The organism is Nostocoides sp. HKS02 (assembly GCF_009707485.1).
Classification (GTDB): domain Bacteria; phylum Actinomycetota; class Actinomycetes; order Actinomycetales; family Dermatophilaceae; genus Pedococcus.
The window spans coordinates 39,442-63,757 of record NZ_CP046121.1 but is presented as its reverse complement, the minus strand read 5'-3'; the positions used below and the strand labels follow the sequence as shown (position 1 = coordinate 63,757).

The following is a 24,316-nucleotide window of genomic DNA, read 5'->3' as shown; positions in this document are numbered from 1 at the left end:
CAAAGGAACCAATACTGATGCAGACGCACAAGTACGACGTCGTGATCGTCGGGGCCGGTGGTGCCGGCATGCGCGCGGCGCTCGAGTCCTCCAAGCGGACCCGCACCGCGGTGCTGACCAAGCTCTACCCCACTCGCTCCCACACCGGCGCGGCCCAGGGCGGCATGTGCGCAGCCCTGGCCAACGTCGAGGAGGACAACTGGGAGTGGCACACCTTCGACACCGTCAAGGGCGGCGACTACCTCGTCGACCAGGACGCCGCCGAGATCATGTGCCGTGAGGCGATCGACGCCGTGATCGACCTCGAGAAGATGGGCCTGCCGTTCAACCGCACGCCTGAAGGCAAGATCGACCAGCGCCGGTTCGGGGGCCACACCCGCAACCACGGTGAGGCCGCCGTGCGCCGGTCGTGCTTCGCCGCCGACCGCACCGGCCACATGATCCTCCAGACGCTCTACCAGAACTGCGTCAAGCAGGGCGTCGAGTTCTACAACGAGTTCTACGTCCTCGACCTGCTGCTCAACACCGGCCCGGACGGCGTCGAGCACGCCGCCGGTGTGGTCGCCTATGAGCTGGCCACCGGCGAGATCCACGTCTTCCAGGCCAAGTCCGTCATCTTCGCCACCGGCGGCACCGGCAAGGTCTTCAAGACCACGTCCAACGCCCACACGCTCACGGGCGACGGCATGGGCGTCGCGTTCCGCCGCGGCATCCCGTTGGAGGACATGGAGTTCTTCCAGTTCCACCCGACAGGTCTGGCCGGGCTCGGCATCCTGCTGTCCGAGGCGGCGCGAGGTGAGGGCGGCATCCTGCGCAACGCCGACGGCGAGCGCTTCATGGAGCGCTACGCCCCCACGATCAAAGACCTCGCGCCGCGCGACATCGTCGCCCGGTCGATGGCCAACGAGGTCCGCGAGGGCCGTGGCGCCGGCCCCAACAAGGACTACGTCCTGCTCGACCTCACCCACCTCGAGCCGGCCCACATCGACGCGAAGCTCCCCGACATCACCGAGTTCGCGCGCACCTACCTCGGTGTCGAGCCCTACACCGAGCCGGTCCCGGTCTACCCGACCGCGCACTACGCGATGGGTGGCGTGCCCACCAACGTCGAGACCGAGGTGCTGCGCAACAACACCGACGTCGTGCCCGGCCTCTACGCCGCCGGTGAGGTCGCGTGCGTGAGCGTTCACGGCTCGAACCGGCTGGGCACCAACAGCCTGCTCGACATCAACGTGTTCGGCCGTCGGGCCGGCATCGCCGCCGCCGAGTATGCCGCGTCCGCGCCGTACGTCGACCTCCCCGAGAACCCGTCCGCGCTGGTCGAGGGCATGGTCGAGACGATCCGCACCCGCGAGAGCGGCGAGCGGGTGGCCGACCTGCGCAAGGCCCTCCAGGAGACCATGGACCGCAACGTCCAGGTGTTCCGCACGGAGGCCTCGATGAAGGAGGCGCTGGGTGTCATCGACGAGCTCAAGGAGCGCTACGCCAGCGTCGTGGTCCAGGACAAGGGCAAGCGCTACAACACCGACCTCCTCGAGGCGATCGAGCTCGGCTTCCTCATCGAGCTCGCCGAGGTCATCACGCTGGGCGCGCTGGCCCGCAAGGAGTCGCGTGGCGGCCACTTCCGCGAGGACTACGAGGCGCGCGACGACGTGAACTTCATGCGCCACACGATGGCCTACCGCGCGCCGGTGACCGAGGTCGCTGCCGGACCGGCGTTCGCGGACGAGGTGCGCCTCGACTACAAGCCCGTGACCGTGACCCGCTACCAGCCGATGGAGCGCAAGTACTGATGACCGCGACGATCGACGACACGCCCAAGGCCACCACCGCGAAGGCCGTCCCCACCTTCACGGTGACGCTGAGGATCTCGCGCTACAACCCCGAGGTCGACTCCGAGCCGCACTGGGAGACCTACCAGGTCACCTCCCACGCGACGGACCGCGTGCTGGACGCCCTGCACCAGATCAAGTGGGAGCAGGACGGCTCCCTGTCGTTCCGCCGGTCCTGCGCCCATGGTGTCTGCGGCTCGGACGCCATGCGCATCAACGGCAAGAACCGCCTGGCCTGCAAGACGCTGATCAAGGACGTCAACCCCGACAAGCCGATCACCGTCGAGCCGATCAAGGGCCTGCCGGTCGAGAAGGACCTCATCGTCGACATGGAGCCCTTCTTCGACGCCTATCGCGAGGTCATGCCGTTCCTCATCACCACCGGCAACGAGCCCACCCGCGAGCGCATCCAGAGCCAGCAGGACCGCGACCGCTTCGATGACACGACCAAGTGCATCCTGTGCGCCGCGTGCACCACGAGCTGCCCGGTGTTCTGGAACGACGGCCAGTACTTCGGCCCCGCCGCCATCGTCAACGCCCACCGGTTCATCTTCGACAGCCGCGACGAGGGTGGCGCCCAGCGCCTCGAGATCCTCAACGACAAGGAAGGCGTGTGGCGCTGCCGCACGACCTTCAACTGCACCGACGCGTGCCCCCGCGGCATCCAGGTCACGCAGGCGATCCAGGAAGTCAAGCGGGCTCTGCTCACGAGCCGGTTCTGAGTCGGATGAGCACCCGCCGCGGGAGACCCGCGTGGATTCGCCCAGGCGCCGTCGCCGCACTGGCCGTCGGCGTCCTGGGCGTCGCAGTGCCCACCCAGGCGGTCACGACCCCACCGGCTCCGACGCCGAGGACCGCATCGACACCGACGTTGCCCACGCCGTCCGGCAGCGTCGACCCGCGGGTGTCGATCGGCGGTGAGCGCCTCGCCGCCATGGGCCTGGTCACCGACCTTCCCCCCGGCGTGCCCCCGCCACCCGCCCTGCGTGACGTCTCCTGGCTGCTCGCCGACCTCGACACCGGCGACGTCATCGCGGCCAAGGCGGCCCACGCGCGGATGCTCCCGGCGAGCACCCTCAAGACACTCGCCGCCCTGACCCTCATCCCGCTGGTCCCCGCCCAGCGCACCATCGTCCCGACCCAGGCCGACGCCGCGGCCGACGGCACCCGCGTCGGCATCGTCCCGGGCCTGCCCTACACCGCGAAGCAGCTCTTCGAGGCGATGCTGATGGCCTCGGGCAACGACGCCACGTATGCGCTCACCGAGTCGGCGGGCGGCCGGGCGGCGACGCTCGCCGCCATGAATGCGCACGCGGCATACCTCGGGGCCCACGACACGGTCGCCAAGGACCCGTCCGGCCTGGACGCGCCGGGTGAGACGTCCAGCGCCTACGACCTCGCCCTGATCGGCCGGGCGGCGCTCGCCCTGCCGCAGTTCCGGTCGTACGTGATCACCAAGCGGGTGGCGTTTCCGGGCAACCTCGACCCCAAGACCAAGAAGCGGGCCACCTACACGATCAACAGCCACAACAAGCTGCTGTACAACTACCCGGGCACGATCGGCGTCAAGAACGGCTACACCGTGGCCGCCGAGCGAACCTACATCTCGGCGGTGACCCGCGGCGGCCACACCTACCTCCTCACGGAGATGCACGGGCTGGACGCGTCCTGGCGCCCGCAGGCTGCGATGTACGACTGGGCCTTCCGGTACGCCGCGCGGGCGAGGCCCGTCGGCACCCTCGTCGCCCCCGGTGCGGTCACCACGGCACCGACCGTTGCCCCGAGCGAGGGGTCGGCGATGGTCCCGGGTGGACTTCCGGCGGGCGTCCCCCGAGCGGCCGCGGCCGCCGTGCCGAGCTCGGAGCTGTTGCCCCGCTCGGTTGCCCCCTGGGTGGGGTTGGGCGGGCTGGCTGCCGCGCTGCTGCTGGTGGCGCTGCTGGCGAGCCGAGCCGTCCGGCGCCCCGCGCCGGTGCCTCGCCACCGACGCTGACGCGTCTCCTGCCCCCTCCTGCCCCATCGTGCGGCGTCGTCCGGGGTCGTGCGGGGTCGAGGGGGCTACCGGCGCCGGACCAGCGACCGGATGCCGCGGGCGCCCGAACCGACCACGACCGCACCCAACGCGCCGAGCACCGCTCCGGCCGCCACCGAGGTGCGGTCGGCAGCGCGCTGGCTGAACGTGGGCAGCCCGGCGTCGGTGCGCCCCTTGAGCCCGACGAGGGGCCGCTGCTCGGGGCCTTCGGTGGCCTTGAGCCGCTGGCCTGCGTCCTGACCGCCCTGCGCTGTAGCGGTGGCGGTGGCGGTGGCGAGGTCGTTGGCGGCCCACGCGGCCGCCACGAGCAGCACCCGCGAGATGAAGTTGAGGAACACGAGCAGCCCCACGACCAGGCCGATCGAGGCGAAGACGGGGTTGTGCAGCGTGCCGGCGATCAGGCGGGTGCCGAAGAGCTGCAGCACGGTCAGGCCGACACCGCCGAAGATCGCTCCGTTGCGCAGGCCCTTCCACGGCACCGGGACCCCGGTGAGCACCCGGAGCACGAGGCCGACCACGGCGGTGTTGAGCAGGGCTTGGACGACCACCCCCACTGCCGTGACGAGCCACTGCTGGCGGCCCAGCCCGACCAGTTCGGCCACGAAGCCCGTGGCGCCGTTGGCGAGGGCGGCAACCACCGCCGAGATGATCACCGCCAGGCCGATGACGACGAGGACCCCGATGTCACGCAGCTTGTCGGTGACGACGTTGCCCGCCGACCCGGTGACGCCGAACACCGCGCGGACGCCCTCCCTCAGGGCGTCGAGCCAGCCGAGTCCGCCCCAGAGCAGTCCGGCCACGCCGACGATCCCCACCGTGGCCAGCGTGCCACCGCGTGGCAGCGTGAGCGGGATGAGGCCGTTCTTGCCCTGTGGGTCTTGCACGAAGCCCGGGAGGGCACCGTCGAGGTAGTGCCGGATGTCGCCCAGCCACTGGGGGTGGCCACGAAGCAGGAACCCGAAGACGGCGAACGCCAGCGCCAGGATGGGGAAGATCGACAGGAAGCCGAAGTAGGTGACCCCAGCGGCCAGTAAGCTGCCGCGGGTGTCTCCGTAGCGCTTCCACGCCCGTCCGGCCGGTGTCTGCTGGACGCGGGCCCACCACCGCTTGAGGGTCTGCACGTCAGCCTCCGCCGTTGAGGGGGAATGAGCGCACCTGGCGCCAGATCTGGTCAGCGCCGTGCTCGTAGAGGTAGAACTCGCGCACCGTGAAGGTGCACTCGAAGTCAGCGAGCTCCTGGAAGGCCCGGTCGAGGCTGTCCTCGGGCACGTGGTGTGCCACGGTCACGTGCGGGTGGTAGTAGAAGTCGAGGTCGCGGGCCAACGGGCCGCGTCGTACGGCTCGCTCGAGCACCTCGCACTCGGCGAGGCCACCGGAGACCTGCACGAACACCACCGGCGAGATCGGCCGAAACGTCCCGGTGCCACGCAGCACCATCGAGAACGAGTGCCCCTGCTCAGCCACCTGCTCGAGGTGGGTCACGGCGGAGGCCAGCTGCGCGTCATCGACCTCGGTGGGCGGCAGCAGCGTCACATGGGTGGGGATGCAGTCGGCCAAGGGGTCGCCAAAGGACGCCCGCTTGGCCTGCAGCATCTCTGCGTGGGGCGAGGGGATCGCGATCGACACACCGATGGTGGGCACGGTCGCGACCCTACCGAACGCTCGGCAGCAGCCCCACTCGGTCACGCACCCGGGCCATCGTCGCGACCGCCACCTCGCGGGCCCGGTCGGCGCCGTCCGCGAGGATGCGGTCGAGCTCCGCAGGGTCGTCGAGCAGCTCGGCCATCCGCTCGCGGAAGGGCTCGACGGCGTCGACCACGACCTCGGCCACGGCCTTCTTGAGGTCTCCGTACCCCTTGCCGGCGAACTCGCGCTCGAGCTCCTCGATGCGCTGGCCAGAGAGCACCGAGTGGATGACCAGCAGGTTGGAGACGCCCGCCTTGGTCTCGACGTCGTAGCGCACCTCGGACTCGGTGTCCGTGACGGCGGACATGATCTTCTTGCGTAGCCGAGCGGGCTCGTCGGAGAGCAGCAGAAGCCCCTTGTCCGGCGAGTTGGTGGCAGACATCTTCGACGTCGGGTCGGTCAGCTCCATGATCTTGGCCGAGCCCTTGACGATGTAGGCGTCGGGCACCACGAGCGTCTCACCGAACCGCGCGTTGAAGCGCTCGGCCAGGTCGCGGGTGATCTCGAGGTGCTGGCGCTGGTCCTCGCCCACGGGGACGTATGCCGCGTCGTACATGAGGATGTCGGCCGCCATGAGCATCGGGTACGCGAACAGGCCGACGTTCGCGTTCTGACCCTTGGCGGTCTTGTCCTTGAACTGGGTCATCCGGCTCGCCTCGCCGAAGCCGGTGAGGCAGTTCATGACCCACCCCAGCTCGGCGTGCTCGGTGATGTGGCTCTGGCAGAACACGGCCGAGCGCTTGGGGTCGACCCCACCAGCAATGAACTGCGCGGCGGTGACCCGGGTGCGACGCCGTAGCACCTCGGGGTCGGTGGGGACCGTGAGCGCGTGGAGGTCGGCGACGAAGTAGTAGGCGTCGAAGTCCTGCTGCAGCCCCACCCAGTTGACCAGCGCGCCGATGTAGTTGCCGAGGTGGAGCGAGTCGCTGGTGGGCTGCATCCCGGACAGGATCCGGGGCAGCGCAGCGGGAGCAGGGGGCGTCGACATGGGCGCCATTGTGTCAGGTGGGGTCGACGAGCGAGCCTGGGTGTCGGCCGTTCGATCCTGTCTCAAAATGTAGGTTCGTGTTGACTAATGTCAGGACTGGTCCGAGACTGCACCGCATGCTTGCCACCCAGCGCCGCGCGCGGATCGTCGAGGTCGTGACCCGCGCGGGAGCCGCGCGGGTGGCCGACCTGGTCGGCGAGCTGGGCGTGTCCGACATGACCATCCGTCGCGACATCGACCAGCTGGCTGCGCGCGGGGTGCTCGAACGGGTCCACGGGGGCGCCGTCGCGGTCGGCGCGCCAAGCGGCGTCGAGCCAAGCAGCGACGAGCCCGGGTTCAGGGTCAAGTCCGCGCTCATGACCCGCCAGAAGCAGGCCATCGCCGCGGCTGCGGCCGCCTTCGTGGAACCAGGCATGTCCATCGGCATCTCGGCCGGCACGACCACCTACGAGCTCGCGCGGGCGATCCGGGCCGTGCGGGACCTCACCGTGGTCACCAACTCCGTACCCGTCGCCCAGCTCCTGCACGAGGCCGCGACGCCCGGCCAGGTGGTCGTCCTCACCGGCGGGGTGCGCACACCCTCTGACGCCCTCGTCGGCCCCGTGGCCGACGCCGCACTTCGGACGCTGCACGTGGACCTGCTGCTCCTCGGCGCGCACGGGGTCGACCCCCGAGCCGGCCTGACCACGCCCAACCTCGTGGAGTCGCAGACCAACCGGGCCCTCGTCGGGTGCGGCCGACGCACCTGCGTCCTGGCCGACCACACGAAGTTCGGAGTGGTCGGCCTGAGCAGCTTCCTCGACCTCGCCGGGGTCGACGTGCTCGTCACCGATGACGAGCTCCCGGCTGCGGTGCGCGCCCCGGTGGCGGACGTGGTCGGCGAGCTCCTCCTCGCGGACACCCGACGCCCGGAGGCAACGCGATGAGCGTCCGTCGCACCAGCCGGCTCCTCGCCGACGGCCGCGAGATCATCTACTTCGACGACACCCCTGGCGCTCCCCCGCGCCAGGCCGTCGACACCAGGCCCCTGGGCGAACGCGCCGTCGCCGGCCAGGTTCGCTACGACGCGCTGGTCGGCGACTGGGTCGCGATCGCGGGACACCGCCTCAACCGCACCTTCCTGCCCCCCAAGGACGAGTGCCCGCTGTGTCCCACCGGGACTGGGAGCGTCCCCCTCCGAGGTGCCCGAGACCGCATACGACGTCGTGGTGTTCGAGAACCGCTTCCCGTCGTACGCGCCGGTGACCGACGGTGTGGTCCCACCCGCGGGGACGCCCGAGCTCTTCCGGACCGCCCCGGCCCGAGGGCGCTGCGAGGTCGTGTGCTTCACGAGCAACCACGACGCCGCCTTCGCCGACCTGACCGCAGAACGTGCACGCACCGTCATCGACGCCTGGGCCGATCGCGCCGCCGAGCTCGGAGCACTCCCCGAGGTGGAGCACGTGTTCTGCTTCGAGAACCGCGGTCAGGAGATCGGCGTGACCCTGAACCACCCGCACGGCCAGATCTACGCCTACCCCACCGTGCCCCAGCGCACCCACGACCTGCTGGTCCGCGCCCAGAAGCACCACGACCGCACCGGGCGCCTGCTCGGCGCCGACCTCCTCGCCGCCGAGCGTGAGAGCGGCGAGCGGATCGTCCTCGCGTCCGAGCACTGGACTGCCTACGTCCCCTTCGCGGCCCGTTGGCCGGTCGAGGTGCACCTGGCGCCGAACCGCGATGTCGCCGACCTGCCCGAGCTGTCCGACGCCGAGCGCGACGACCTCGCCCACGTCTACCTCGACCTGATGCGCCGGCTGGACCGGTACTACGTCGGCGCGGACGGTACGCCGATCCGGTTGCCCTACATCGCCGGGTGGCACCAGGCCCCCGCCCGCCGGGGTCGTGACGTCTCGCGCCTGCACCTGCAGGTGATGTCGGTCCTGCGCGCTCCGGGCAAGCTCAAGTACCTCGCCGGCTCCGAGTCGGGCGTCGGTGGCTGGGTCAACGACGTGCCCCCCGAGACCATCGCCGCGAGGCTGCGCGAGGTCGCACCGTGAGCGCGGACTCGGCTGCCGCCCTGTTCGAGGCCACCTTCGGCCGCGCCCCCGATGGCGTGTGGTCCGCGCCCGGTCGGGTCAACCTGATCGGCGAGCACACGGACTACAACGCCGGCCTGTGCCTGCCGATCGCGCTGCCCCACCGCACGTATGCCGCGGCGTCACCGCGCGACGACCGCCTCCTTCGGCTCGTGTCGGCGCAGGGCGACCACGTGGTCGAGCTGTCCCTCGACGACGTGGCGCCCGGGCGCCCGGGCGGGTGGGCGGCATACGTCGCAGGTGTTCCGTGGGCGCTGGAACGCGCCGGTCACCGGGTGCGCGGACTCGAGGTCGCCATCGACGGACGCGTGCCGCTCGGGGCCGGACTGTCGAGCTCGGCCGCGCTCGAGTGCGCCGTGGGCGCGGCAGCCTCAGACCTCTTCGGGCTGGGCCTGCTCGACGCACCGAGCACACGACGCGCGTTGGCAGCAGCGTGTATCGACGCCGAGAACACCATCGCCCGGGCCCCCACTGGCGGCATGGACCAGTCGGCGGCCCTGCTGGGGACCTCACTGCACGCCCTGCTCCTGGACTGCCGCGACCAGCACACCGAGCAGGTGCCGTTCGACCTCGCCGCCCACGACCTGGCGCTCCTGGTCATCGACACCCGGGCCGAGCACGCCCTCGTCGACGGCCAGTACGCCGAACGTCGACGATCCTGCGAACAGGCCGCCCAGGAGCTCGGCGTGCCCACCCTGCGCGAGGTGCCGCCAGCGCGCCTCGAGGAGAGACTGGCGACCCTCTCGTCAGACCTGTTGCGGCGGCGGGCGAGGCACATCGTCACCGAGATCCGGCGCGTCGAGCAGGCGGTCGAGGCCCTGCGGCACGACGACTTCGGCCGCCTCGGGACCTTGTTCCTCGAGTCGCACGCGTCGATGCGCGACGACTTCGAGATCTCGGTGGCCGAGCTCGACACCGCCGTCGAGGCGTCGGTCGCGGCAGGAGCCCTCGGAGCGCGCATGACCGGTGGTGGGTTCGGCGGCTCAGCCATCGCGCTGGTCCCCGCCGCACGGGCAGACCGCGCGCAGCGGCGCGTCGCACAAGCCTTCAGCGACAGGGGCTTTCGAGCACCCGACTCATTCGTGGTCGCAGCATCCGGAGCGGCCCAGCGCGAGCGCTGAGACGCGCTGTCGAGACGCACTATGGTTGCGCCCATGCCCGACGAACTGACGAGCGCGCCGCCCGACACCGCCCGCGCCACTTCATCGGGCACGGGCCCGACCACGACCACCACATCGGACGCCGTGACCGTGACGACCACTCCGGCCCCGCCCAAGGACGACGTCGTCAGCACCCGCCACAGCCTCAAGGTCGGGCGCCGCACCCTGCGCTACACCGCGACGACCGGTCGCGTCGTCCTGCGCGAGGAAGTCCTCGAGGACGGCGTTTTCAAAGGGCACCAGGCCAAGGCCGAGATGAACCTGACGTCCTACGTCCTCGATGCCCCCGCCGGCACGAACCGTCCGGTGACGTTCGCGTTCAACGGCGGCCCCGGCTCGAGCTCGGTGTGGTTGCACCTGGGCCTGCTCGGCCCCCGTCGCGTGGACTCCGGCGACGTGGGCGCACTCACGCCCCCGCCGTATGGCCTGCTCGACAACGCCGAGACGCTCCTGGCCGTCTCCGACCTCGTCTTCATCGACCCCGTGTCGACCGGGTACTCCCGGGCGGTCGAGGGCGGCAAGCCGAAGGACTACCACGGTTTCAAGGCCGACCTCGAGAGCGTCGGTGAGCTGATCCGGCTCTGGACCAAGCGCAACAACCGTTGGCTGTCACCGAAGTTCGTCGCCGGCGAGTCCTACGGCACGACACGCGCGGCCGCCCTGGCCGACCATCTGCAGAGCCAGCACGGCCTCTACCTCAACGGGCTCATGCTGATCAGCTCGGTGCTCGACTTCGCGACGGTCGACTTCGAGTTCAGCAACGACCGTGCCCATGTCGACTACCTGCCGACGTATGCCGCGGTCGCGCACTACCACGGCAAGCACGGCCGCAAGGCGCTCAAGACGGTGCTCGCCGAGGCCGAGGAGTATGCCGCGCGCGACTACCCCTGGGCCCTGTCCAGGGGCTCGCGGCTCACCCCGGCCGAACGCGCCGAGCACGTGCGACGGCTCGCGGCGCTGACCGGGCTGTCGCAGGAGTACGTCGACCGTGCCAACCTGCGGATCGAGCACGTCCGCTTCTTCACCGAGCTGCGACGCGAGGAGCGCCTTGCGGTGGGGCGGCTCGATGCCCGGTTCACCGGACCGTTGGCTCACGGCAACGCCGAGATGTGGGACGCCGACCCGTCCTACGACGCGATCAGCGGCCCCTACGCGGCGGCCTGGAACCACTACGTCCGCCACGAGCTCGAGTACGCGAACGACCTGCCGTACACGCAGATCTCGTCCGTGGCCCATCAGGAGTGGTCCTACAAGGAGTTCGAGGCGAAGCCGGTCGACGTCAGCGGCCAGCTCGCCCGCGCGATGCGGGCCAACCCCCACCTCAAGGTGCACATCGCGTACGGCTACCACGATGGAGCGACGCCGTACTACGGCGCCCAGGACGTCGTGGCGCACCTCGACATCCCGGCAGCACTGCACGACAACATCGAGCACGCGTACTACGAGGCCGGGCACATGATGTACGTCCACGAACCCAGCCGACTCCAGCAGAGCAGGGACCTCGCCGACTTCGTCACCCGCGCCGCGGCTCGGTAGTCACCGCCCGGGCCGCGGCTCCTCAGCCGGCGGCCCGTGCCGCGGTTCGCGAGTCCTCCCCCTCGAAGGTCACGACGCGGCGACGCGGGGCCGGATGGGCCGCCGGCGCGGGAGTGTCGTGCACTGCGTAGTACCCGCCGCCGTAGTACCCGCTGTCCGCGCTCTTCGGGGACACCCGGTTGAGCACGACGCCGAGGGTGTGTCCTTGGACCGCGTTCAGGGTGCCCAGGGCTGCAGCCAGCTGGGTGTCGAGCGTGCGGCCCGCGCTCACGGCCACGAGCGCGCCGTCCGCCGAGGCGGTCAGCACCGCCGCATCGGTCACCGGGAGCAGGGGCGGGGCGTCGATGATCACGGTGTAGCCGCGGTCCGCGAGCGAGTCGAGCAGCCGGCGCATCGCCTTGGAGCCGAGCATCTCGCTCGGGTTGGGCGGGGTACCGCCGGCGGCCAGGACGAGCAGGTTGGGCAGCGCCGCCACCGACTGCGCCACATCGGCGAAGTCCACCCGACCGATGAGGACGTCGGTGAGCCCGGCGCCTTCCACGAGTCCGAACGACTCCGCAACGACCGGCCGCCGGAGGTCGCCGTCGATGAGGACGACGCGGCGGTCCGACATCGACAGTGCTGCAGCGAGGTTCGCGGCGATGGTCGACTTGCCGTCGCCGGGCAGGGGGCTGGTCACGACGATGACGCGGGGCGGGTTGTCGATGTCCATGAACTGCAGGTTCGTGCGCAGCTTGAGGAAGGCCTCTGACGCGTGCACCGGGTCGTGGATCTTGCCCTTTCCCTGGAGCACCACGAGCGGCACCCGGCCGCCCTTGCGGCGAACCATCGCGGGGCTGGCGGGGATCGTCGCGGCAACGGTGACCCCGAACTGGCGCTCCACGTCCTCGGCCCGGCGGACCTTGCGATCCAGCTGGCTGCGCACCACGGCATACCCGAAGCCGAGCAGCAGGCCGACCACGAAGCCCAGGGCGACGTTCCGCTTGGTGTTGGGCGAGACCGGCGCGCCCGGCAGCATCGCCGACTCGATCGGCACGATGTGCAGCGCCTGGGACGACACCCCGGTGGGGTTCTCGACCTGGTCCACTTGGGCCTTGAGAGCCTGGACCCAGGCATCAGCGAGCTGCTGGGCGGCCAGCGGGGTCGAGGCCCGGGCGCTGATCTTGATGAGCACCGTGTCGAGCGGTTGGCTGACCGTCACGCTGCCGATCAGGGCGGCCGGGTTCGCCTGAAGACCGAGGCGGTCGATGACCGTCTGCGCGGTCGCCCGCGACGTGGCCAGGTCGACGTACGACGCCGCCCGTGACTTGGCCAGCGAGTCGCTGACCGAGGCCTCACCCGGCGACGTGCTCGTTCCCGAGCTGACGAAACCGCTGGCATCGGCCTGGTAGATCTTCGGCTGGACCATGCTGAGCCCAGCGGCGACGGCAACCCCGAAGAGCACGAACACGGTGACCCCGCGCCAGTACGTGCGGGCCACGGCCAGGTAGTCCTTCAGCTCCATGACAACTCCCCCTGTGCTCTACTCTGCGGGCTGTGACCGGCACTCAGGCAGTCCCTGCGCCGAACCGTGTGGTGGTGAGTGCCTTCGACGTACCCGTCGAGGTCCACATCGACGGCGACCGAGCCGGCGAGGTGGCTGCGTCGCTGCGTCCCTTGTGGGAGTTCTGCCGGCCTGCGGACGAGGCAACGGCCGAGGCCACGGTCGAGGCCACGGTCCACGTCGTCTTCGACAGCGACCCTGCGCTGCGTGCCGAGGCACGGTCCCGTGGCCACCTGTCGGGCGACCGGCTGGACGACCTGCTGCAGGTCCTCACCCAGCGCATCACCCTGGCGGCGATCGACGCGCGGGCCGGGCACCACCTCATGCTGCACGCCGCCTGCCTCGCCGATCCCGAGACGGGGGCGGCGGCGGCCTTCGTCGCACCGGGCGGCACCGGGAAGACGACGTTCGTCAGCGTGCTCGGGCCCGGCCGCTGGTACGTGACGGACGAGACCACCGTCGTGCGCGACGACGACACCGTCGTGCCCTACCCCAAGCCGCTGTCCGTACGCCGCGCCCCGGCGAGCCTGCTCAAGGACGAGACCGCACCGAGCGCTCTGGGTCTGCAGCCACCCCGTGGCCCCGTTCGCCTGGTGGCGCTCTGCCTGCTCGAGCGCGATGAGCAGCATCGGGGTTCGCCGCAGGTCGAGACCCTGGGCACCCTCGACGCGCTTGTCGCGCTGGTGCCCCAGACCTCGCACCTGTCCGAGATGGCGCGCCCGCTCCAGCGCCTGACGACGCTGTGCGAGGCTGTCGGTGGTGTGCATCGAGTGACCTATCGGGAGGCGGCCGACGTGGCCGACGTGGTGGACGAGTTGTTGGGGCGCTCCGGGTGAGGGCGCGCTGTCGTACCGTGCTCGATCGCGTCGACCGGGAGGGCGAGGCGGTGGTGCTGGTGGATCGTCAGGTGGTGCACCTGTCTGCCCTGGCCGTGGTCCTGCTCGATGCCTGCGCCGACTGGACCGAGGTGTCCCAGCTGGTGGAGGTTGCGGTGGCCAGGTGCGGCCCGACCCCCGAAGGCGTCGATCCGCGCGAAGCCACTGCGGCGGCCTTGTCGGAGCTGCATGACCAGGGCCTGGTGGACCTTGCCTGAGCCCCGTGTCGACGAGCCGGTGTGGCACCGTTCCCCCGATGTCGCGGTGGTCGACCACGGCGAGCGGGTCGTCGTGCTCGACCTCCAGGACCCGCAGACTGCCCGTCCGCTGGTCATGGAGGGCTCGGCCGCCGCGATCTGGCACGCTTTGGCCGAGCCCCGCACGACCGACCAGGTGGTCGCTGCGGTGGCCCTCGACTTCGGTCTCCCGGCCACCGAAGTCGCCGCCGATGTCCGCAGCTTCCTCACCACCTTGAGCGAGCGAGGTCTCGCAGCCACCGTGACCACCGCCGCCCCCATGCGAGGCCCTACATCACGACCGGGACAGTCGCCGTCTGGGCCGCCCCGCCGTTGACGATGTACGTCACCGTCGCCGTCAACGCCGAGTTGTTGCCCTGTCGCTCGAACGCGTAGGTCGCCGAGTTCACGCCGACCGGCACGTTCACGGTTTGCGGGACGACCGTGAACTCGACCGGCCCGGGCACCGTGGTGGTGCTGACGTTGGTGACGGTGATCGGCACCGTCGCCCCGACCGGGCCCGTGACCGTGAAGAACAGGGTCAGCAGGTAGGTCTGGTTCTTCGTGTGCTTGAGCGAGCCCTGCCCGGCGTCCTCCACCGCGGCGACGAGCGAAGCGGCTGCCGCCGGCGTCGCGGTGACGGCCAAGATGACCGGCACGGACCACGCCGCGCCGATGGCGACCGTGCGTCGGCTGACCAGCGGTTTGGCCGGGGTTTCGCTGTCGAGACTTCCCTGCGTGTCCATCGGATCCCCATCCTGATGAGGTCTCGGCGGACCTCCTTGGTATGTAGGTGAAACGTAAAGGGCAGGGATGACTTTCGTCAGGAAATGGTAAAGATTCGTCGGCCAAATGCCCGATTTCCGCAGATTTGGGCTCCGTCAACTGCCGTATCCGACGATCCGTGCCTCATCCATTCGGCTGAGGCGGCGCGGCTTCGTACCGCCTGGTGAGCGGGCATCGCCCGCGGCCGCGTCGACCGCGTTCGATAGCCTGAGCACCGCCTTCGCACCGTCGCGTTCCGCACCAACTCCAGGGAGAGCCGCTTCATGGCCAAGATCATCTACACCCTCACCGACGAAGCGCCCATGCTGGCGACGTACTCGTTCCTGCCGGTGATCGAGGCGTTTGCCGGGGCGGCCGGCGTCGACGTCGAGACCCGCGACATCTCCCTGGCCGGCCGCATCATCGCGGCGTTCGACGACCTGCTCCCCGAGGACCAGCGGATCGGTGACGCCCTCGCCGAGCTCGGCGCCCTGGCGACCACGCCCGAGGCCAACATCATCAAGCTCCCCAACGTCTCGGCCTCGGTCCCCCAGCTCAAGGCCGCTGTCGCCGAGCTCCAGAGCAAGGGCTACGCGCTGCCCGACTACCCCGACGAGGTCCTCACCGACGAGCAGCGCGACATCCGCGCCCGCTACGACAGCGTGAAGGGCAGCGCGGTGAACCCGGTGCTGCGCGAGGGCAACTCAGACCGGCGGGCACCCGCCGCGGTCAAGAACTACGCGCGCCGGCACCCGCACTCGATGGGCGCCTGGTCAGCCGACTCCAAGACCACCGTCGCCACCATGGGCCAGGACGACTTCCGGTCCAACGAGCAGTCCGTGGTGATGCCGGCCGCCGACACGCTCACCATCCAGCTCGTGGGCCCCGACGGCACCACGGTCCTCAAGGACGGCCTCGCGGTCCTCGAGGGCGAGGTCGTCGACGCCACGGTGATGCGCGCCGCAGCGCTCGACACCTTCCTGACCGAGCAGATCGCCCGGGCCAAGGCCGACGGCGTGCTGTTCTCGGTCCACCTCAAGGCCACCATGATGAAGGTCTCCGACCCGATCATCTTCGGCCACGTCGTGCGCGCGTTCCTCCCCGAGGTCTTCGCGGCATACGGCACGCAGCTCGCCGCGGCGGGGCTGTCGCCCACCAACGGACTCGGGTCGATCCTCGACGGCCTCGGCGCCCTCGACAACGGCGCCGAGATCAGGGCGGCCATCGAGGCCGGGCTCGCGGCCGGGCCGCGCCTGGCCATGGTCAACTCCGACAAGGGGATCACCAACCTGCACGTGCCGAGCGACGTGATCGTCGACGCCTCGATGCCCGCGATGATCCGCACCTCGGGTCACATGTGGGGTCCAGACGGTGCCGAGCACGACACCCTCGCGGTGATCCCCGACAGCTCGTATGCCGGGGTCTACCAGGCCGTCATCGAGGACTGCCGCGCGCACGGCGCGTACGACCCCACCACCATGGGCTCCGTGCCCAACGTGGGCCTGATGGCGCAGAAGGCCGAGGAGTACGGCAGCCACGACAAGACGTTCGAGATCGCCGAGTCCGGCACCGTCCAGGTGGTCAGCAGCGCTGGTGAGGTCCTGATGGCCCACGACGTCGAGCCGGGCGACATCTGGCGTGCCTGCCAGACCAAGGACGCCCCGATCCGCGACTGGGTCAAGCTTGCCGTGACCCGGGCGCGGGCGTCCCACACCCCGGCCGTGTTCTGGCTCGACCGCGAGCGCGCCCACGACGCCAACCTCATCGCCAAGGTCGAGGCCTATCTCCCCGAGCACGACACCGATGGCCTCGACCTGCAGATCCTCTCGCCGGTGGACGCGGCGACCTTCTCGGTGGAGCGCATCCGCAAGGGCGAGGACACCATCTCGGTGACGGGCAACGTCCTGCGCGACTACAACACCGACCTCTTCCCGATCCTCGAGCTCGGGACCAGCGCGAAGATGCTCTCCGTGGTGCCGCTGATGAACGGCGGCGGCCTGTTCGAGACCGGGGCGGGCGGCTCGGCGCCCAAGCACGTGCAGCAGCTGGTCCAGGAGAACTACCTGCGCTGGGACAGCCTCGGCGAGTTCCTCGCCCTCGCCGAGAGCCTGCGCCACATGTCGACGACGACCGACAACCCGCGCGCCGAGATCCTCGCCGACACCCTCGACCGCGCCACCGAGCGGCTCCTCAACGAGAACAAGTCACCGGCACGCAAGGTGGGCCAGATCGACAACCGGGGCAGCCACTTCTACCTCGCGATGTTCTGGGCCGACGAGCTGGCCACCCAGACCCAGGATGCCGAGCTGGCCGCGGCCTTCGCATCCGTCGCGCAGACGCTGACCGCCGAGGAGCAGACGATCACCGCCGAGCTGCTCGGGGTGCAGGGCCACCCCGCCGACATCGGCGGGTACTACCGGCCCGACGAGGCCAAGGCGATCGCCGTCATGCGTCCGTCGGCGACCTTCAACCGGGCACTCGCGTCGCTCCGCTAGACGGTGCACCGGACATGAGCGACTGGAACAAGCGGGGTCATCGAGGAGTTCCGCACCAACGAGGGCCGGGTCGGCGGCTACTTCGCCGGGGCCCCGATGATCCTCATCCACCACATCGGCGCCAAGACCGGCACCGTCCGGGTCAACCCGCTGGTCTACTTCCCCCAGCCGGACTCCTCGATGCTCATCGTGGCATCGAAGGGGGGCGCGCCGACCAATCCGGACTGGTACCACAATGTGCTGGCCCACCCGCGGTTCGACGTCGAGGTCGGCACCGAGACGTTCACCGTCGAGGCGCAGGTGCTCACCGAGGAGGAGCGAGCCGAGGCCTGGCCGACCATCGTCGCGCAGCGCCCCGGCTTCGGCGAGTACGAGAAGAAGACGTCGCGCGTCATCCCGGTCGTGCGTCTGCGCCGGGTCACCTGACGAACCACGCGGCGCCGTCGTAGGCGAGGGCGCGCTCCAGCCGCACCCGCGAGCGTTCGACGAGGTCGGGCGGGAGCGCGTAGCGCAAACCAGCCCACCTCCGTGGACTCGTCGTCGTTCACCCTGGCCTCGCCCGCGACGTAGCGCGCCAGGAAGCACAGGTCGAGGTACTGGGCACGGTCGCCGTTGGGGTACGTCACCTCCGGCAGGGTCCACACCGCCGTCAACGCCTCGACCTGCGCGATGACGCCGGTCTCCTCCTCGATCTCGCGGAGCAGGCCGACCGCGGGCTGCTCGCCCGGCTCGAGGATGCCGCTGACCAACCCCCAGTGGCCGAAGTCCGCGCGACGGACGAGCAGCACCTCACCCCGGTCGTTGCGGACGACGGCGGTGACGCCGGGCATCCACAAGGGGTCGTGACCCACCCGCTCGCGCAGGGCCAGGACGAAGTCGGGGGTGGGCATGTCCCCGACCCTAGCCACCCGCCAACCACCTCGGACCTGGACCTCGCACCCCTGCTAACGTCGCCAAGTAGTCCAGCCAGCACTGCCAGACCCCGAGTGAAGGGCCCATCGTGAGCACTACCCCCGTCAAGGTCGCCGTCACCGGCGCGGCCGGTCAGATCGGTTACAGCCTCCTCTTCCGGATCGCGAGCGGCTCGCTCTTCGGGCCGGACACCCCGGTCGAGCTGCGGCTCCTGGAGATCACCCCCGCGCTCAAGGCGCTCGAGGGTGTCGTCATGGAGCTCGACGACTGCGCGTTCCCGACCCTGGCCGGCGTCGAGATCGGCGACGACGCCAACACCATCTTCGACGGCGTCAACCACGCCCTGCTCGTCGGCGCCCGACCCCGGGGCCCGGGCATGGAGCGCGGCGACCTGCTCGAGGCCAACGGCGGCATCTTCGCCCCCCAGGGCAAGGCGCTCAACGCCGTCGCGGCCGACGACGTCCACGTCACCGTGACCGGCAACCCGGCCAACACCAACGCGCTCATCGCGATGAGCAACGCCCCCGACATCCCCCGCGAGCGCTTCGCCGCGTTGACCCGCTTGGACCACAACCGCGCCATCAGCCAGCTCGCGGCCAAGCTCGGCGTCCCGGTGACCGAGATCCGCAAGATGACGATCTGGGGCAACCACTCCGCCACCCAGTACCCCGACCTGTTCCACGCCGAGGTGTCGGGCAAGAACGCCGCCGAGGCAGTGAACGACCAGGCCTGGCTCGAAGGCACCTTCATCCCGACTGTGGCCAAGCGCGGCGCGGCGATCATCGAGGCGCGCGGCGCCTCGTCGGCCGCATCCGCGGCGAGCGCCACCGTCGACCACGCCCGTGACTGGGCCATCGGCACGGCCGAGGGTGACTGGGTGTCGATGTCGGTGTGCTCCGACGGCTCCTACGGCGTGCCCGAGGGCCTCATCTCGTCCTTCCCCGTCACGGTGAAGGACGGCGCCTGGTCGATCGTCCAGGGCCTCGAGATCGACGACTTCTCCCGCGCCCGGATCGATGCCTCCGTCGCCGAGCTCGCCGAGGAGCGCGACGCCGTGCGCGGTCTGGGCCTGATTTCCTGACCGTCTGACGACCTGACCGGCCCGGCCGACCGCCTCGCGGTCGGGCCGGGCCGGATCCGTCAGGGCCGGACCCGTCAGGGCCGGACCCGTCAGGGCCGGACCCGTCAGGGCCGGACCCGTCAGGGCCGGACCGTCAGGTCCAGCGAGGACGTGATCACGACCAACGCCAGGCCGAGCACGGCCATGGTGACGGCGTCCACGCCGCGCGAGCGCACCGCGAGCCCACCGCTGCGCGAGGTCGGCAGCACCAGCCGTAGCAGGGCCGCGAACCACACGCCGGCGGCCACGAGGTAGCCGCCGAGTCGCACGTCGCCCTGGGCGAAGGCCAACAGCCCCGACACGAGGACGGGTGCGATGGCCCACCACCACCCCAGGCGCGGCGTGGTCACGAAGTCAGGCCGAGGTCTCGGCGAGCTGTCGCTCCGCTGCGGCCACGATGTTCGACAGCAGCATGGCGCGGGTCATCGGGCCCACACCCCCGGGGTTGGGGCTGACCCAGCCCGCGACCTCGGCCACGTCGGCAGCGACGTCGCCGGCCACCTTGGACCGACCGTCCTCGGCGAGGATGCGGCTCACGCCCACATCGAGCACGGCTGCGCCGGGCTTGACCATGTCGGCGGTGATCAGGCCCGGCACACCGGCGGCCGCCACGACGATGTCGGCCTGGCGCACCTCCGCCGCCAGGTCACGGGTTCCGGTGTGGCACAACGTGACCGTGGCGTTCTCGCTGCGCCGGGTCAGCATGAGGCCCAGCGGGCGGCCCACAGTGATGCCACGGCCGACCAAGACCACCCGAGCCCCCGCCAACGGCACGTCGAACCGCCGGAGCAGCTCGATGCAGCCGGCCGGCGTGCAGGGCAGCGGCGCTTCCTTGCCCAGTACGAGCCAGCCCAGGTTCGTCGGGTGCAGCCCGTCGACGTCCTTGACCGGGTCGACCCGCGACAGCAGCGCGAACTCGTCGAGCCCCGTCGGTTGCTGCACGAGGAAGCCGGTGCACCCAGGATCGGCGTTGAGCTCGTCGATGACGGCCTCGACCTCTGCCTGCGTCGCGCTGGCAGCCAGGTCTCGGCGAATGCTCGTGATGCCGACCTCGGCACAGTCCTTGTGTTTGGCGGCGACGTACCACTGGCTGCCCGGGTCGTCTCCCACCAGCACGGTGCCCAGGCCGGGCACCACGCCCTGCTCGCGCAGCGCGTCCACCCGCCCACGCAGCTCGTCCTTGATGGCCGCGAGGACCGCCTTGCCGTCGAGGATGCGTGCCGTCACGGTCCCGTATCCTGCCACGCCGCCCTCGGCGGTTCCTGAGCGCCCACGCGGTCAGGGGGTGGCAGTCGCCGCGAGCGCCTCGAGGGCCTGCGTGAAGCACTCCACCGGTGGGTTCACCAGACCGGCGCCCACCTGCCCGGTCCCGGCGACCCGTCCGGCCATGCCGGTGTTGATCTGGGGCAGGATCCCGGTGCGCGCGACCGCGACCACGTCGATGCCGGTGGGCGTACCGCGGAACTCCAGGATGGGCACCTGGTATGCCGTGTGCTCGCCCACGGTGATCTCGTACATCGTGCGCGTCGCCCGCAGCGCGAACGGCACGTCCCCGCCGACGAAGCGCACGATCGCGGGAGCCGCTGCCATCGCGAAGCCACCGATGCCGGCCGTCTCGGTGATGGCGGAGTCACCGATGTCGGGGTTGGCGTCGTCAGGCCCGTAGGACCCGAGGAACAGTCCCTGCGGCGTGTTGGCCGGGCCGGTGAACCACTGGTCGCCGGTACCGGCGGTGCGGATGCCGAAGTCGGTGCCGTTGCGGGCCATCGTCGTCACGACGGACGAGCCGGGGATGCCCTCGGCGGCGAGCGTCGAGAGCTTGCACGCCGGCATACCGAGGTTGAGGAAGAAGTGCTCGTTGGCGCCGGAGAAGCGGACGGCCTCGGCGATGTCACTGGACGAGCCATCGGCCGTGATGAGGGACGGCAGCAGCTCACGGAGGAGCATCAGCGAGCCGGCCCGGTTGCGGTTGTGGCCCTCGTCGCCCATCTGCAGCATCTGGGCGATGATCGACTTGACGTCGATCGGACCGGCGGCGCGAATCGCCTGTTGCAGCAAGGGGCCGAGCACCGAGTTCATCCAGTGCAGCCGGTCGATGACCTCGGGCCCGTAGGCGCCGTAGCGGAGCACCTTGCCGAGGCCCTCGTTCAGCGAGCACCAGGAGGTGTGGTCGTGGACCTCGTCGCGCAGCTCGTAGACCCACATCGACGGCGAGACCACGCCCGCCATCGGCCCGACGGCAGCGCGGTGGTGGCAGGGCTCCAGGGTGACCTGCCCGGCCGCCAGCGCCGCCTCCGCCTCCTCGGGGGTCTGTGCCATCCCCTCGAACAGCATGGCTCCGATGAGGGCGCCTCGCATGGGACCGGAGGCACGCTCCCACTCCAGCGGCGGCCCGGCGTGCAGGAAGGTTCCACGCTCGAGGCCCAATGCCTCGCTGGCCGGCCGGACGTCGACGAAGTCCGCGCCCGCGGCGGTCATCCGCTGCAAGGCCAGGGCGTTGGCCTCGGTGCGTCGCGGGTCGGCCATCACCGCCGCGAGCGCGGGCCCGGCGCCCTCGAGAGGCGGCTGCCAGTCCGTCTCGGTGACCGGAACCGCCTGGGCGCGCAGCGCTTCCGCGAAGAGGCTGACCCCGGACGTCGCGACCACGGGGTCCTCGGACAGCAGGCCGTGCAGGGGCAGGGTCATCGGGAGGGCTCCTGGTGGTCGGTGCCGGTCACCAGGGACACGGCGTGGCGGGTGGCCTGGGCGTTCGACAGGTACACGGTGGCGCCCGCCTGGTGCAGGATCGCGGCGCTGCGCTCCAGGCCCTGGGGGTCGCCGGTGGTGCCGGTCAGCGACACCACCACCGGCAGGGGACGTCCGGCCGACTCCCGGGCCGCCTCGATGGCGGCGGCCAGCTCGGGGGCGGGGTCGGCGTGGGCGCCGTGTCCGAGCACGAGGTCGAGGAGCAGGACGCCGCACGTGGGGTCGGCGGCCTCCGCCCGGAGCCGTTCGAGGCGCAGCGTGGGGTCGATCATCGGGTGGGCGCGGCCGCGGGTGAGCGTGTCGTCGCCGAAGTCGATGACGGCGTGCCCGTCGGTGCGAAGGTCGGCGCCCAGCGCCAGCTCGGGCGACAACGGGATGTTGGAGCGTATGCCGCCGAGCTCGGCACTGGCGATGAGCATCGCCTCGTCGGCGAGGGTGCCACCGCAGAACAGCCCGCGCAGGTGCCCGCCGACAGCACCTGTGGCGGCGCCCTCCCAGCTGGGCCACTGCGGCACGTCCACGCCCGTCGCGGCCAGCGCGGCCTCGGTGGCAGCGGTCAGGTCGGGTCGTCCGGCCCCGAGGATGGCCCAGTGCACGGGGACACCCAGCCCCGCGGCATACGCCTCGAGGTCGGCGAGCACCTCGGGGGCGGGGGGCTTGGACACGACGACGACGGCTTCGGTGCCCTCGTCCAAGGCCAGGGCCGCGAGCGCCTGGCGCGTCGACCGCCCGGCGACAGCCGCAGACAGGTCGCGTCCGCCCACGCCCAGGCAGTGGCTCACGCCGACCCCGGCCGCATCCAGGAGCGCCATGACCTGCTGGGCTCCCGTGCCGGAGGCGGCGACGATCCCGACCGGGCCCCGGCGCACGACGTTGGCGAAGCCGAGGGCGACGCCACCGACCACCGCGGTCCCGCAGTCCGGCCCCATGACGAGCAGGTCCGCACGCGCCGCCGCCTCCTTGAGCCGGACCTCGTCCGCGACCGGCACGTTGTCGGAGAAGAGCATCACCGAGACGCCTCGACCCAGCGCGTCCAGGGCCTCGAGGGTGGCGTACTCGCCGGGAACCGAGACGAGCGCGAGGGTGGCCCCGGCCCGGGAGACGGCCGCGCCCAGCGTGCGGGGAGGCGGCGCGTCACCGAAACCGCCGGACTGGATGCCAGCCGACTTCAGGGCGCCGAGGGCCTGCTCCAGGGCGGCCAGGCCTGCGGCCACGCCGTCCTCGTCCTCGGCGCGGATCGCCACCACCAGCTCGTTGGGCTGCACCGCCTCGGGGACGCTGAAGCCCATCCCGCCGATGACCTCGAGGTTGAGCTCGGTGGCCATCGCCACCTGGGCAGCGCTCACGCCGGCAGCGCCCGCGACCTGCCGCGAGACCTGCATCAGGCTGACGGAGTCGTAGTACGCGCCCTTGCGGACCTCGAGGTGGTCGGTCACGGCAGGCTCCCTGGGGTGGCGGCACGGGGTGTGCGATCGGTCGTGGGGTGGATGCTGGAGGTCGGGCACGTCAGGGCTTCGAGCGAGCCCACCAGGCCGCCCAACAGGTCGGAGCCGGAGCTGTGGCCGATGGCGTGCACGGCCGCTGCGGCAGCGGCCACCCCGGCCTCGTCCCCGTCCACGATGGCCTCGGCGAGGCGTGCCACTGGGGGCACGCCATAGCCCTCGGCCGCTTCGGTGAGCAGCGCGGCCGAGAGGCTCGTCGTCGCGGTGAGCCGCGGCAGCACGTGCGCCCACAGAGCGGGGACGAGAGCTGCCGACGCCGAGCCGTGCACACGCAGCCCCAGCAGCACCCCGCACAGCACGTCGTCGCCACTGGGTGTCAGGCCGGGCCCTGCGCCGACCAGCGCCGCCACGGCCGATGCGACAGATCTCCCGGAGCGCAGCCGCTGGGTGAGCAGGCGTGCCGGCTCGCTCCACGCCAGCGGCGCGACCGCTGCGCTGGACCAGGCCAGGCGGCCCCCGACCGCGGTCGGGACGCGGGCCGGGCGCCAGGTCCGGACCGCGCGCACGCAGACTCCGGGCAGGTGGACCGCGCCGCCCCCGACGAGGACCTCGTCCCCCGGCTGGACGCCCCAGCCAACCGCCTCGGTGGCGACGGTCAGCGCAGTCGGCAGGCGCAGCCCCGACGGCGCGACGAGCGGCAGGACGTCAGCGTGGCCGCCCAGCCCGAGGTACAGCGCGCGGGGAAAGGCGCCCAGGACCACGGCGGGTCGAGGTGGCTGCGCGAGCCGGACCGCCGACCGCTCGGAGACGGCGGCCGGCCAGAGCGTCACGGCTGGTGCCACAGGGGCCTCCGGGGGACTGGTGGGGAGCGACT

Annotated in this window: 22 protein-coding genes and 2 pseudogenes; 13 read left to right on the top strand and 11 right to left on the bottom strand. The window is 71.2% G+C overall.

All coding sequences use genetic code 11. The features are described 5' to 3' along the window. Positions 1–17 precede the first annotated feature (17 nt). The 3 genes from sdhA to GKE56_RS00265 are packed head-to-tail and all read left to right on the top strand — an operon-like array spanning position 18 to position 3,822. Positions 18–1,793, top strand: a complete 1,776-nt coding sequence (gene sdhA, locus GKE56_RS00275) for a succinate dehydrogenase flavoprotein subunit (RefSeq protein WP_154682860.1) — start codon at positions 18–20, stop codon at positions 1,791–1,793. Continuing rightward, a complete protein-coding gene (locus GKE56_RS00270; protein WP_154682859.1) occupies positions 1,793–2,554 on the top strand; it encodes a succinate dehydrogenase iron-sulfur subunit in 762 nt (253 codons plus the stop codon). The genes sdhA and GKE56_RS00270 overlap by 1 nt, the downstream gene beginning before the upstream one ends. A 5-nt stretch (positions 2,555–2,559) precedes the next feature. Further along, a complete protein-coding gene (locus tag GKE56_RS00265; protein ID WP_154682858.1) occupies positions 2,560–3,822 on the top strand; it encodes a D-alanyl-D-alanine carboxypeptidase family protein in 1,263 nt (420 codons plus the stop codon). 65 nt (positions 3,823–3,887) lie between these two features. Here GKE56_RS00265 and GKE56_RS00260 read toward each other — a convergent pair whose 3' ends face one another. The 3 genes from GKE56_RS00260 to trpS are packed head-to-tail and all read right to left on the bottom strand — an operon-like array spanning position 3,888 to position 6,544. After that, the gene (locus GKE56_RS00260) at positions 3,888–4,982 is read right to left on the bottom strand and encodes a YihY/virulence factor BrkB family protein (RefSeq protein WP_154682857.1); all 1,095 of its coding nucleotides are present in this window, start codon (positions 4,980–4,982) and stop codon (positions 3,888–3,890) included. A gap of 1 nt (position 4,983) precedes the next feature. Further along, positions 4,984–5,502: a 2'-5' RNA ligase family protein gene (locus tag GKE56_RS00255; protein ID WP_154682856.1), complete on the bottom strand. Its 519-nt coding sequence runs from the start codon at positions 5,500–5,502 to the stop codon at positions 4,984–4,986. A 10-nt stretch (positions 5,503–5,512) separates the two neighbouring features. Then, entirely contained in the window at positions 5,513–6,544 is a 1,032-nt protein-coding gene (gene trpS, locus GKE56_RS00250; RefSeq protein WP_154682855.1) for a tryptophan--tRNA ligase, read from the bottom strand. A 107-nt stretch (positions 6,545–6,651) separates the two neighbouring features. Here trpS and GKE56_RS00245 point away from each other — a divergent pair, with 107 nt between their 5' ends. The 4 genes and pseudogenes from GKE56_RS00245 (at position 6,652) to GKE56_RS00230 (ending at position 11,309) form a co-directional block, all read left to right on the top strand. After that, on the top strand, positions 6,652–7,461 hold the full coding sequence (locus GKE56_RS00245) for a DeoR/GlpR family DNA-binding transcription regulator (protein WP_154682854.1): 810 nt from the start codon (positions 6,652–6,654) through the stop codon (positions 7,459–7,461). Next, a pseudogene (gene galT, locus GKE56_RS00240) lies at positions 7,458–8,574 on the top strand (galactose-1-phosphate uridylyltransferase). The gene GKE56_RS00245 and the pseudogene galT overlap by 4 nt, the downstream one beginning before the upstream one ends. Next, positions 8,571–9,734 carry a galactokinase gene (gene galK, locus GKE56_RS00235; RefSeq protein WP_154682853.1) on the top strand — a complete coding sequence of 388 codons (1,164 nt, stop codon included), beginning with the start codon at positions 8,571–8,573 and terminating at the stop codon, positions 9,732–9,734. The pseudogene galT and the gene galK overlap by 4 nt, the downstream one beginning before the upstream one ends. Before the next feature lie 33 nt (positions 9,735–9,767). After that, positions 9,768–11,309, top strand: a complete 1,542-nt coding sequence (locus GKE56_RS00230; RefSeq protein ID WP_154682852.1) for a S10 family peptidase — start codon at positions 9,768–9,770, stop codon at positions 11,307–11,309. Positions 11,310–11,331: 22 nt separating this feature from the next. Here GKE56_RS00230 and GKE56_RS00225 read toward each other — a convergent pair whose 3' ends face one another. Further along, positions 11,332–12,813: a polysaccharide biosynthesis tyrosine autokinase gene (locus tag GKE56_RS00225; RefSeq protein WP_154682851.1), complete on the bottom strand. Its 1,482-nt coding sequence runs from the start codon at positions 12,811–12,813 to the stop codon at positions 11,332–11,334. Positions 12,814–12,887: 74 nt separating this feature from the next. Here GKE56_RS00225 and GKE56_RS00220 point away from each other — a divergent pair, with 74 nt between their 5' ends. From GKE56_RS00220 to GKE56_RS00215, 3 genes are read left to right on the top strand one after another with little or no spacing between them, the layout of a single operon-like run. After that, positions 12,888–13,688, top strand: a complete 801-nt coding sequence (locus tag GKE56_RS00220) for a hypothetical protein (RefSeq protein WP_154682850.1) — start codon at positions 12,888–12,890, stop codon at positions 13,686–13,688. 17 nt (positions 13,689–13,705) lie between these two features. Next, on the top strand, positions 13,706–13,945 hold the full coding sequence (locus GKE56_RS16800; protein ID WP_195908194.1) for a hypothetical protein: 240 nt from the start codon (positions 13,706–13,708) through the stop codon (positions 13,943–13,945). Then, a complete protein-coding gene (locus GKE56_RS00215; RefSeq protein WP_195908193.1) occupies positions 13,938–14,300 on the top strand; it encodes a PqqD family protein in 363 nt (120 codons plus the stop codon). The genes GKE56_RS16800 and GKE56_RS00215 overlap by 8 nt, the downstream gene beginning before the upstream one ends. Here GKE56_RS00215 and GKE56_RS00210 read toward each other — a convergent pair. After that, positions 14,254–14,709, bottom strand: a complete 456-nt coding sequence (locus tag GKE56_RS00210) for a hypothetical protein (protein ID WP_154682848.1) — start codon at positions 14,707–14,709, stop codon at positions 14,254–14,256. The two genes, GKE56_RS00215 and GKE56_RS00210, sit on opposite strands and share 47 nt — an antisense overlap. A gap of 303 nt (positions 14,710–15,012) precedes the next feature. Between GKE56_RS00210 and GKE56_RS00205 the strand changes: the two genes are divergently transcribed. Then, complete coding sequence (locus GKE56_RS00205; RefSeq protein WP_154682847.1) at positions 15,013–17,223, top strand: NADP-dependent isocitrate dehydrogenase; 2,211 nt, start codon at positions 15,013–15,015, stop codon at positions 17,221–17,223. A gap of 96 nt (positions 17,224–17,319) precedes the next feature. Beyond that, the gene (locus GKE56_RS00200; RefSeq protein WP_230209065.1) at positions 17,320–17,649 is read left to right on the top strand and encodes a nitroreductase family deazaflavin-dependent oxidoreductase; all 330 of its coding nucleotides are present in this window, start codon (positions 17,320–17,322) and stop codon (positions 17,647–17,649) included. A gap of 131 nt (positions 17,650–17,780) precedes the next feature. On the opposite strand, the pseudogene GKE56_RS17995 reads toward GKE56_RS00200, so the two are convergent. Continuing rightward, positions 17,781–18,053 (bottom strand): annotated as a pseudogene (locus GKE56_RS17995) (NUDIX domain-containing protein); the annotation flags it as partial. Positions 18,054–18,223: 170 nt separating this feature from the next. On the opposite strand from GKE56_RS17995, the gene GKE56_RS00190 reads away from it, so the two are divergent. Beyond that, positions 18,224–19,216 (top strand): malate dehydrogenase, encoded by a 993-nt coding sequence (locus tag GKE56_RS00190; protein WP_154682845.1) that lies wholly within the window; start codon positions 18,224–18,226, stop codon positions 19,214–19,216. 119 nt (positions 19,217–19,335) lie between these two features. On the opposite strand, the gene GKE56_RS00185 is transcribed toward GKE56_RS00190, so the two are convergent. From GKE56_RS00185 to GKE56_RS00165, 5 genes are read right to left on the bottom strand one after another with little or no spacing between them, the layout of a single operon-like run. After that, the gene (locus tag GKE56_RS00185) at positions 19,336–19,605 is read right to left on the bottom strand and encodes a DUF3017 domain-containing protein (protein WP_154682844.1); all 270 of its coding nucleotides are present in this window, start codon (positions 19,603–19,605) and stop codon (positions 19,336–19,338) included. A 4-nt stretch (positions 19,606–19,609) separates the two neighbouring features. Then, entirely contained in the window at positions 19,610–20,482 is an 873-nt protein-coding gene (locus GKE56_RS00180; protein WP_154682843.1) for a bifunctional methylenetetrahydrofolate dehydrogenase/methenyltetrahydrofolate cyclohydrolase, read from the bottom strand. 51 nt (positions 20,483–20,533) lie between these two features. Then, the gene (locus GKE56_RS00175; RefSeq protein ID WP_154682842.1) at positions 20,534–21,940 is read right to left on the bottom strand and encodes a DUF1116 domain-containing protein; all 1,407 of its coding nucleotides are present in this window, start codon (positions 21,938–21,940) and stop codon (positions 20,534–20,536) included. Further along, positions 21,937–23,436: an FdrA family protein gene (locus tag GKE56_RS00170; protein ID WP_230209064.1), complete on the bottom strand. Its 1,500-nt coding sequence runs from the start codon at positions 23,434–23,436 to the stop codon at positions 21,937–21,939. The genes GKE56_RS00175 and GKE56_RS00170 overlap by 4 nt, the downstream gene beginning before the upstream one ends. Continuing rightward, positions 23,433–24,272 carry a DUF2877 domain-containing protein gene (locus tag GKE56_RS00165; RefSeq protein ID WP_154682841.1) on the bottom strand — a complete coding sequence of 280 codons (840 nt, stop codon included), beginning with the start codon at positions 24,270–24,272 and terminating at the stop codon, positions 23,433–23,435. The genes GKE56_RS00170 and GKE56_RS00165 overlap by 4 nt, the downstream gene beginning before the upstream one ends. Between the last annotated feature and the right edge of the window lie 44 nt (positions 24,273–24,316).

What these genes read in the sequence shown, in the direction of transcription:
- sdhA (WP_154682860.1), top strand. Translation starts at nt 18, where the DNA reads ATGCAGACGCACAAGTACGACGTCGTGATCGTCGGGGCCGGTGGTGCC.
- GKE56_RS00270 (WP_154682859.1), top strand. Translation starts at nt 1,793, where the DNA reads ATGACCGCGACGATCGACGACACGCCCAAGGCCACCACCGCGAAGGCC.
- GKE56_RS00265 (WP_154682858.1), top strand. Translation starts at nt 2,560, where the DNA reads ATGAGCACCCGCCGCGGGAGACCCGCGTGGATTCGCCCAGGCGCCGTC.
- trpS (WP_154682855.1), bottom strand. Translation starts at nt 6,544, where the DNA reads ATGGCGCCCATGTCGACGCCCCCTGCTCCCGCTGCGCTGCCCCGGATC.
- GKE56_RS00245 (WP_154682854.1), top strand. Translation starts at nt 6,652, where the DNA reads ATGCTTGCCACCCAGCGCCGCGCGCGGATCGTCGAGGTCGTGACCCGC.
- GKE56_RS00230 (WP_154682852.1), top strand. Translation starts at nt 9,768, where the DNA reads ATGCCCGACGAACTGACGAGCGCGCCGCCCGACACCGCCCGCGCCACT.
- GKE56_RS00225 (WP_154682851.1), bottom strand. Translation starts at nt 12,813, where the DNA reads ATGGAGCTGAAGGACTACCTGGCCGTGGCCCGCACGTACTGGCGCGGG.
- GKE56_RS00210 (WP_154682848.1), bottom strand. Translation starts at nt 14,709, where the DNA reads ATGGACACGCAGGGAAGTCTCGACAGCGAAACCCCGGCCAAACCGCTG.
- GKE56_RS00205 (WP_154682847.1), top strand. Translation starts at nt 15,013, where the DNA reads ATGGCCAAGATCATCTACACCCTCACCGACGAAGCGCCCATGCTGGCG.
- GKE56_RS00200 (WP_230209065.1), top strand. Translation starts at nt 17,320, where the DNA reads ATGATCCTCATCCACCACATCGGCGCCAAGACCGGCACCGTCCGGGTC.
- GKE56_RS00175 (WP_154682842.1), bottom strand. Translation starts at nt 21,940, where the DNA reads ATGACCCTGCCCCTGCACGGCCTGCTGTCCGAGGACCCCGTGGTCGCG.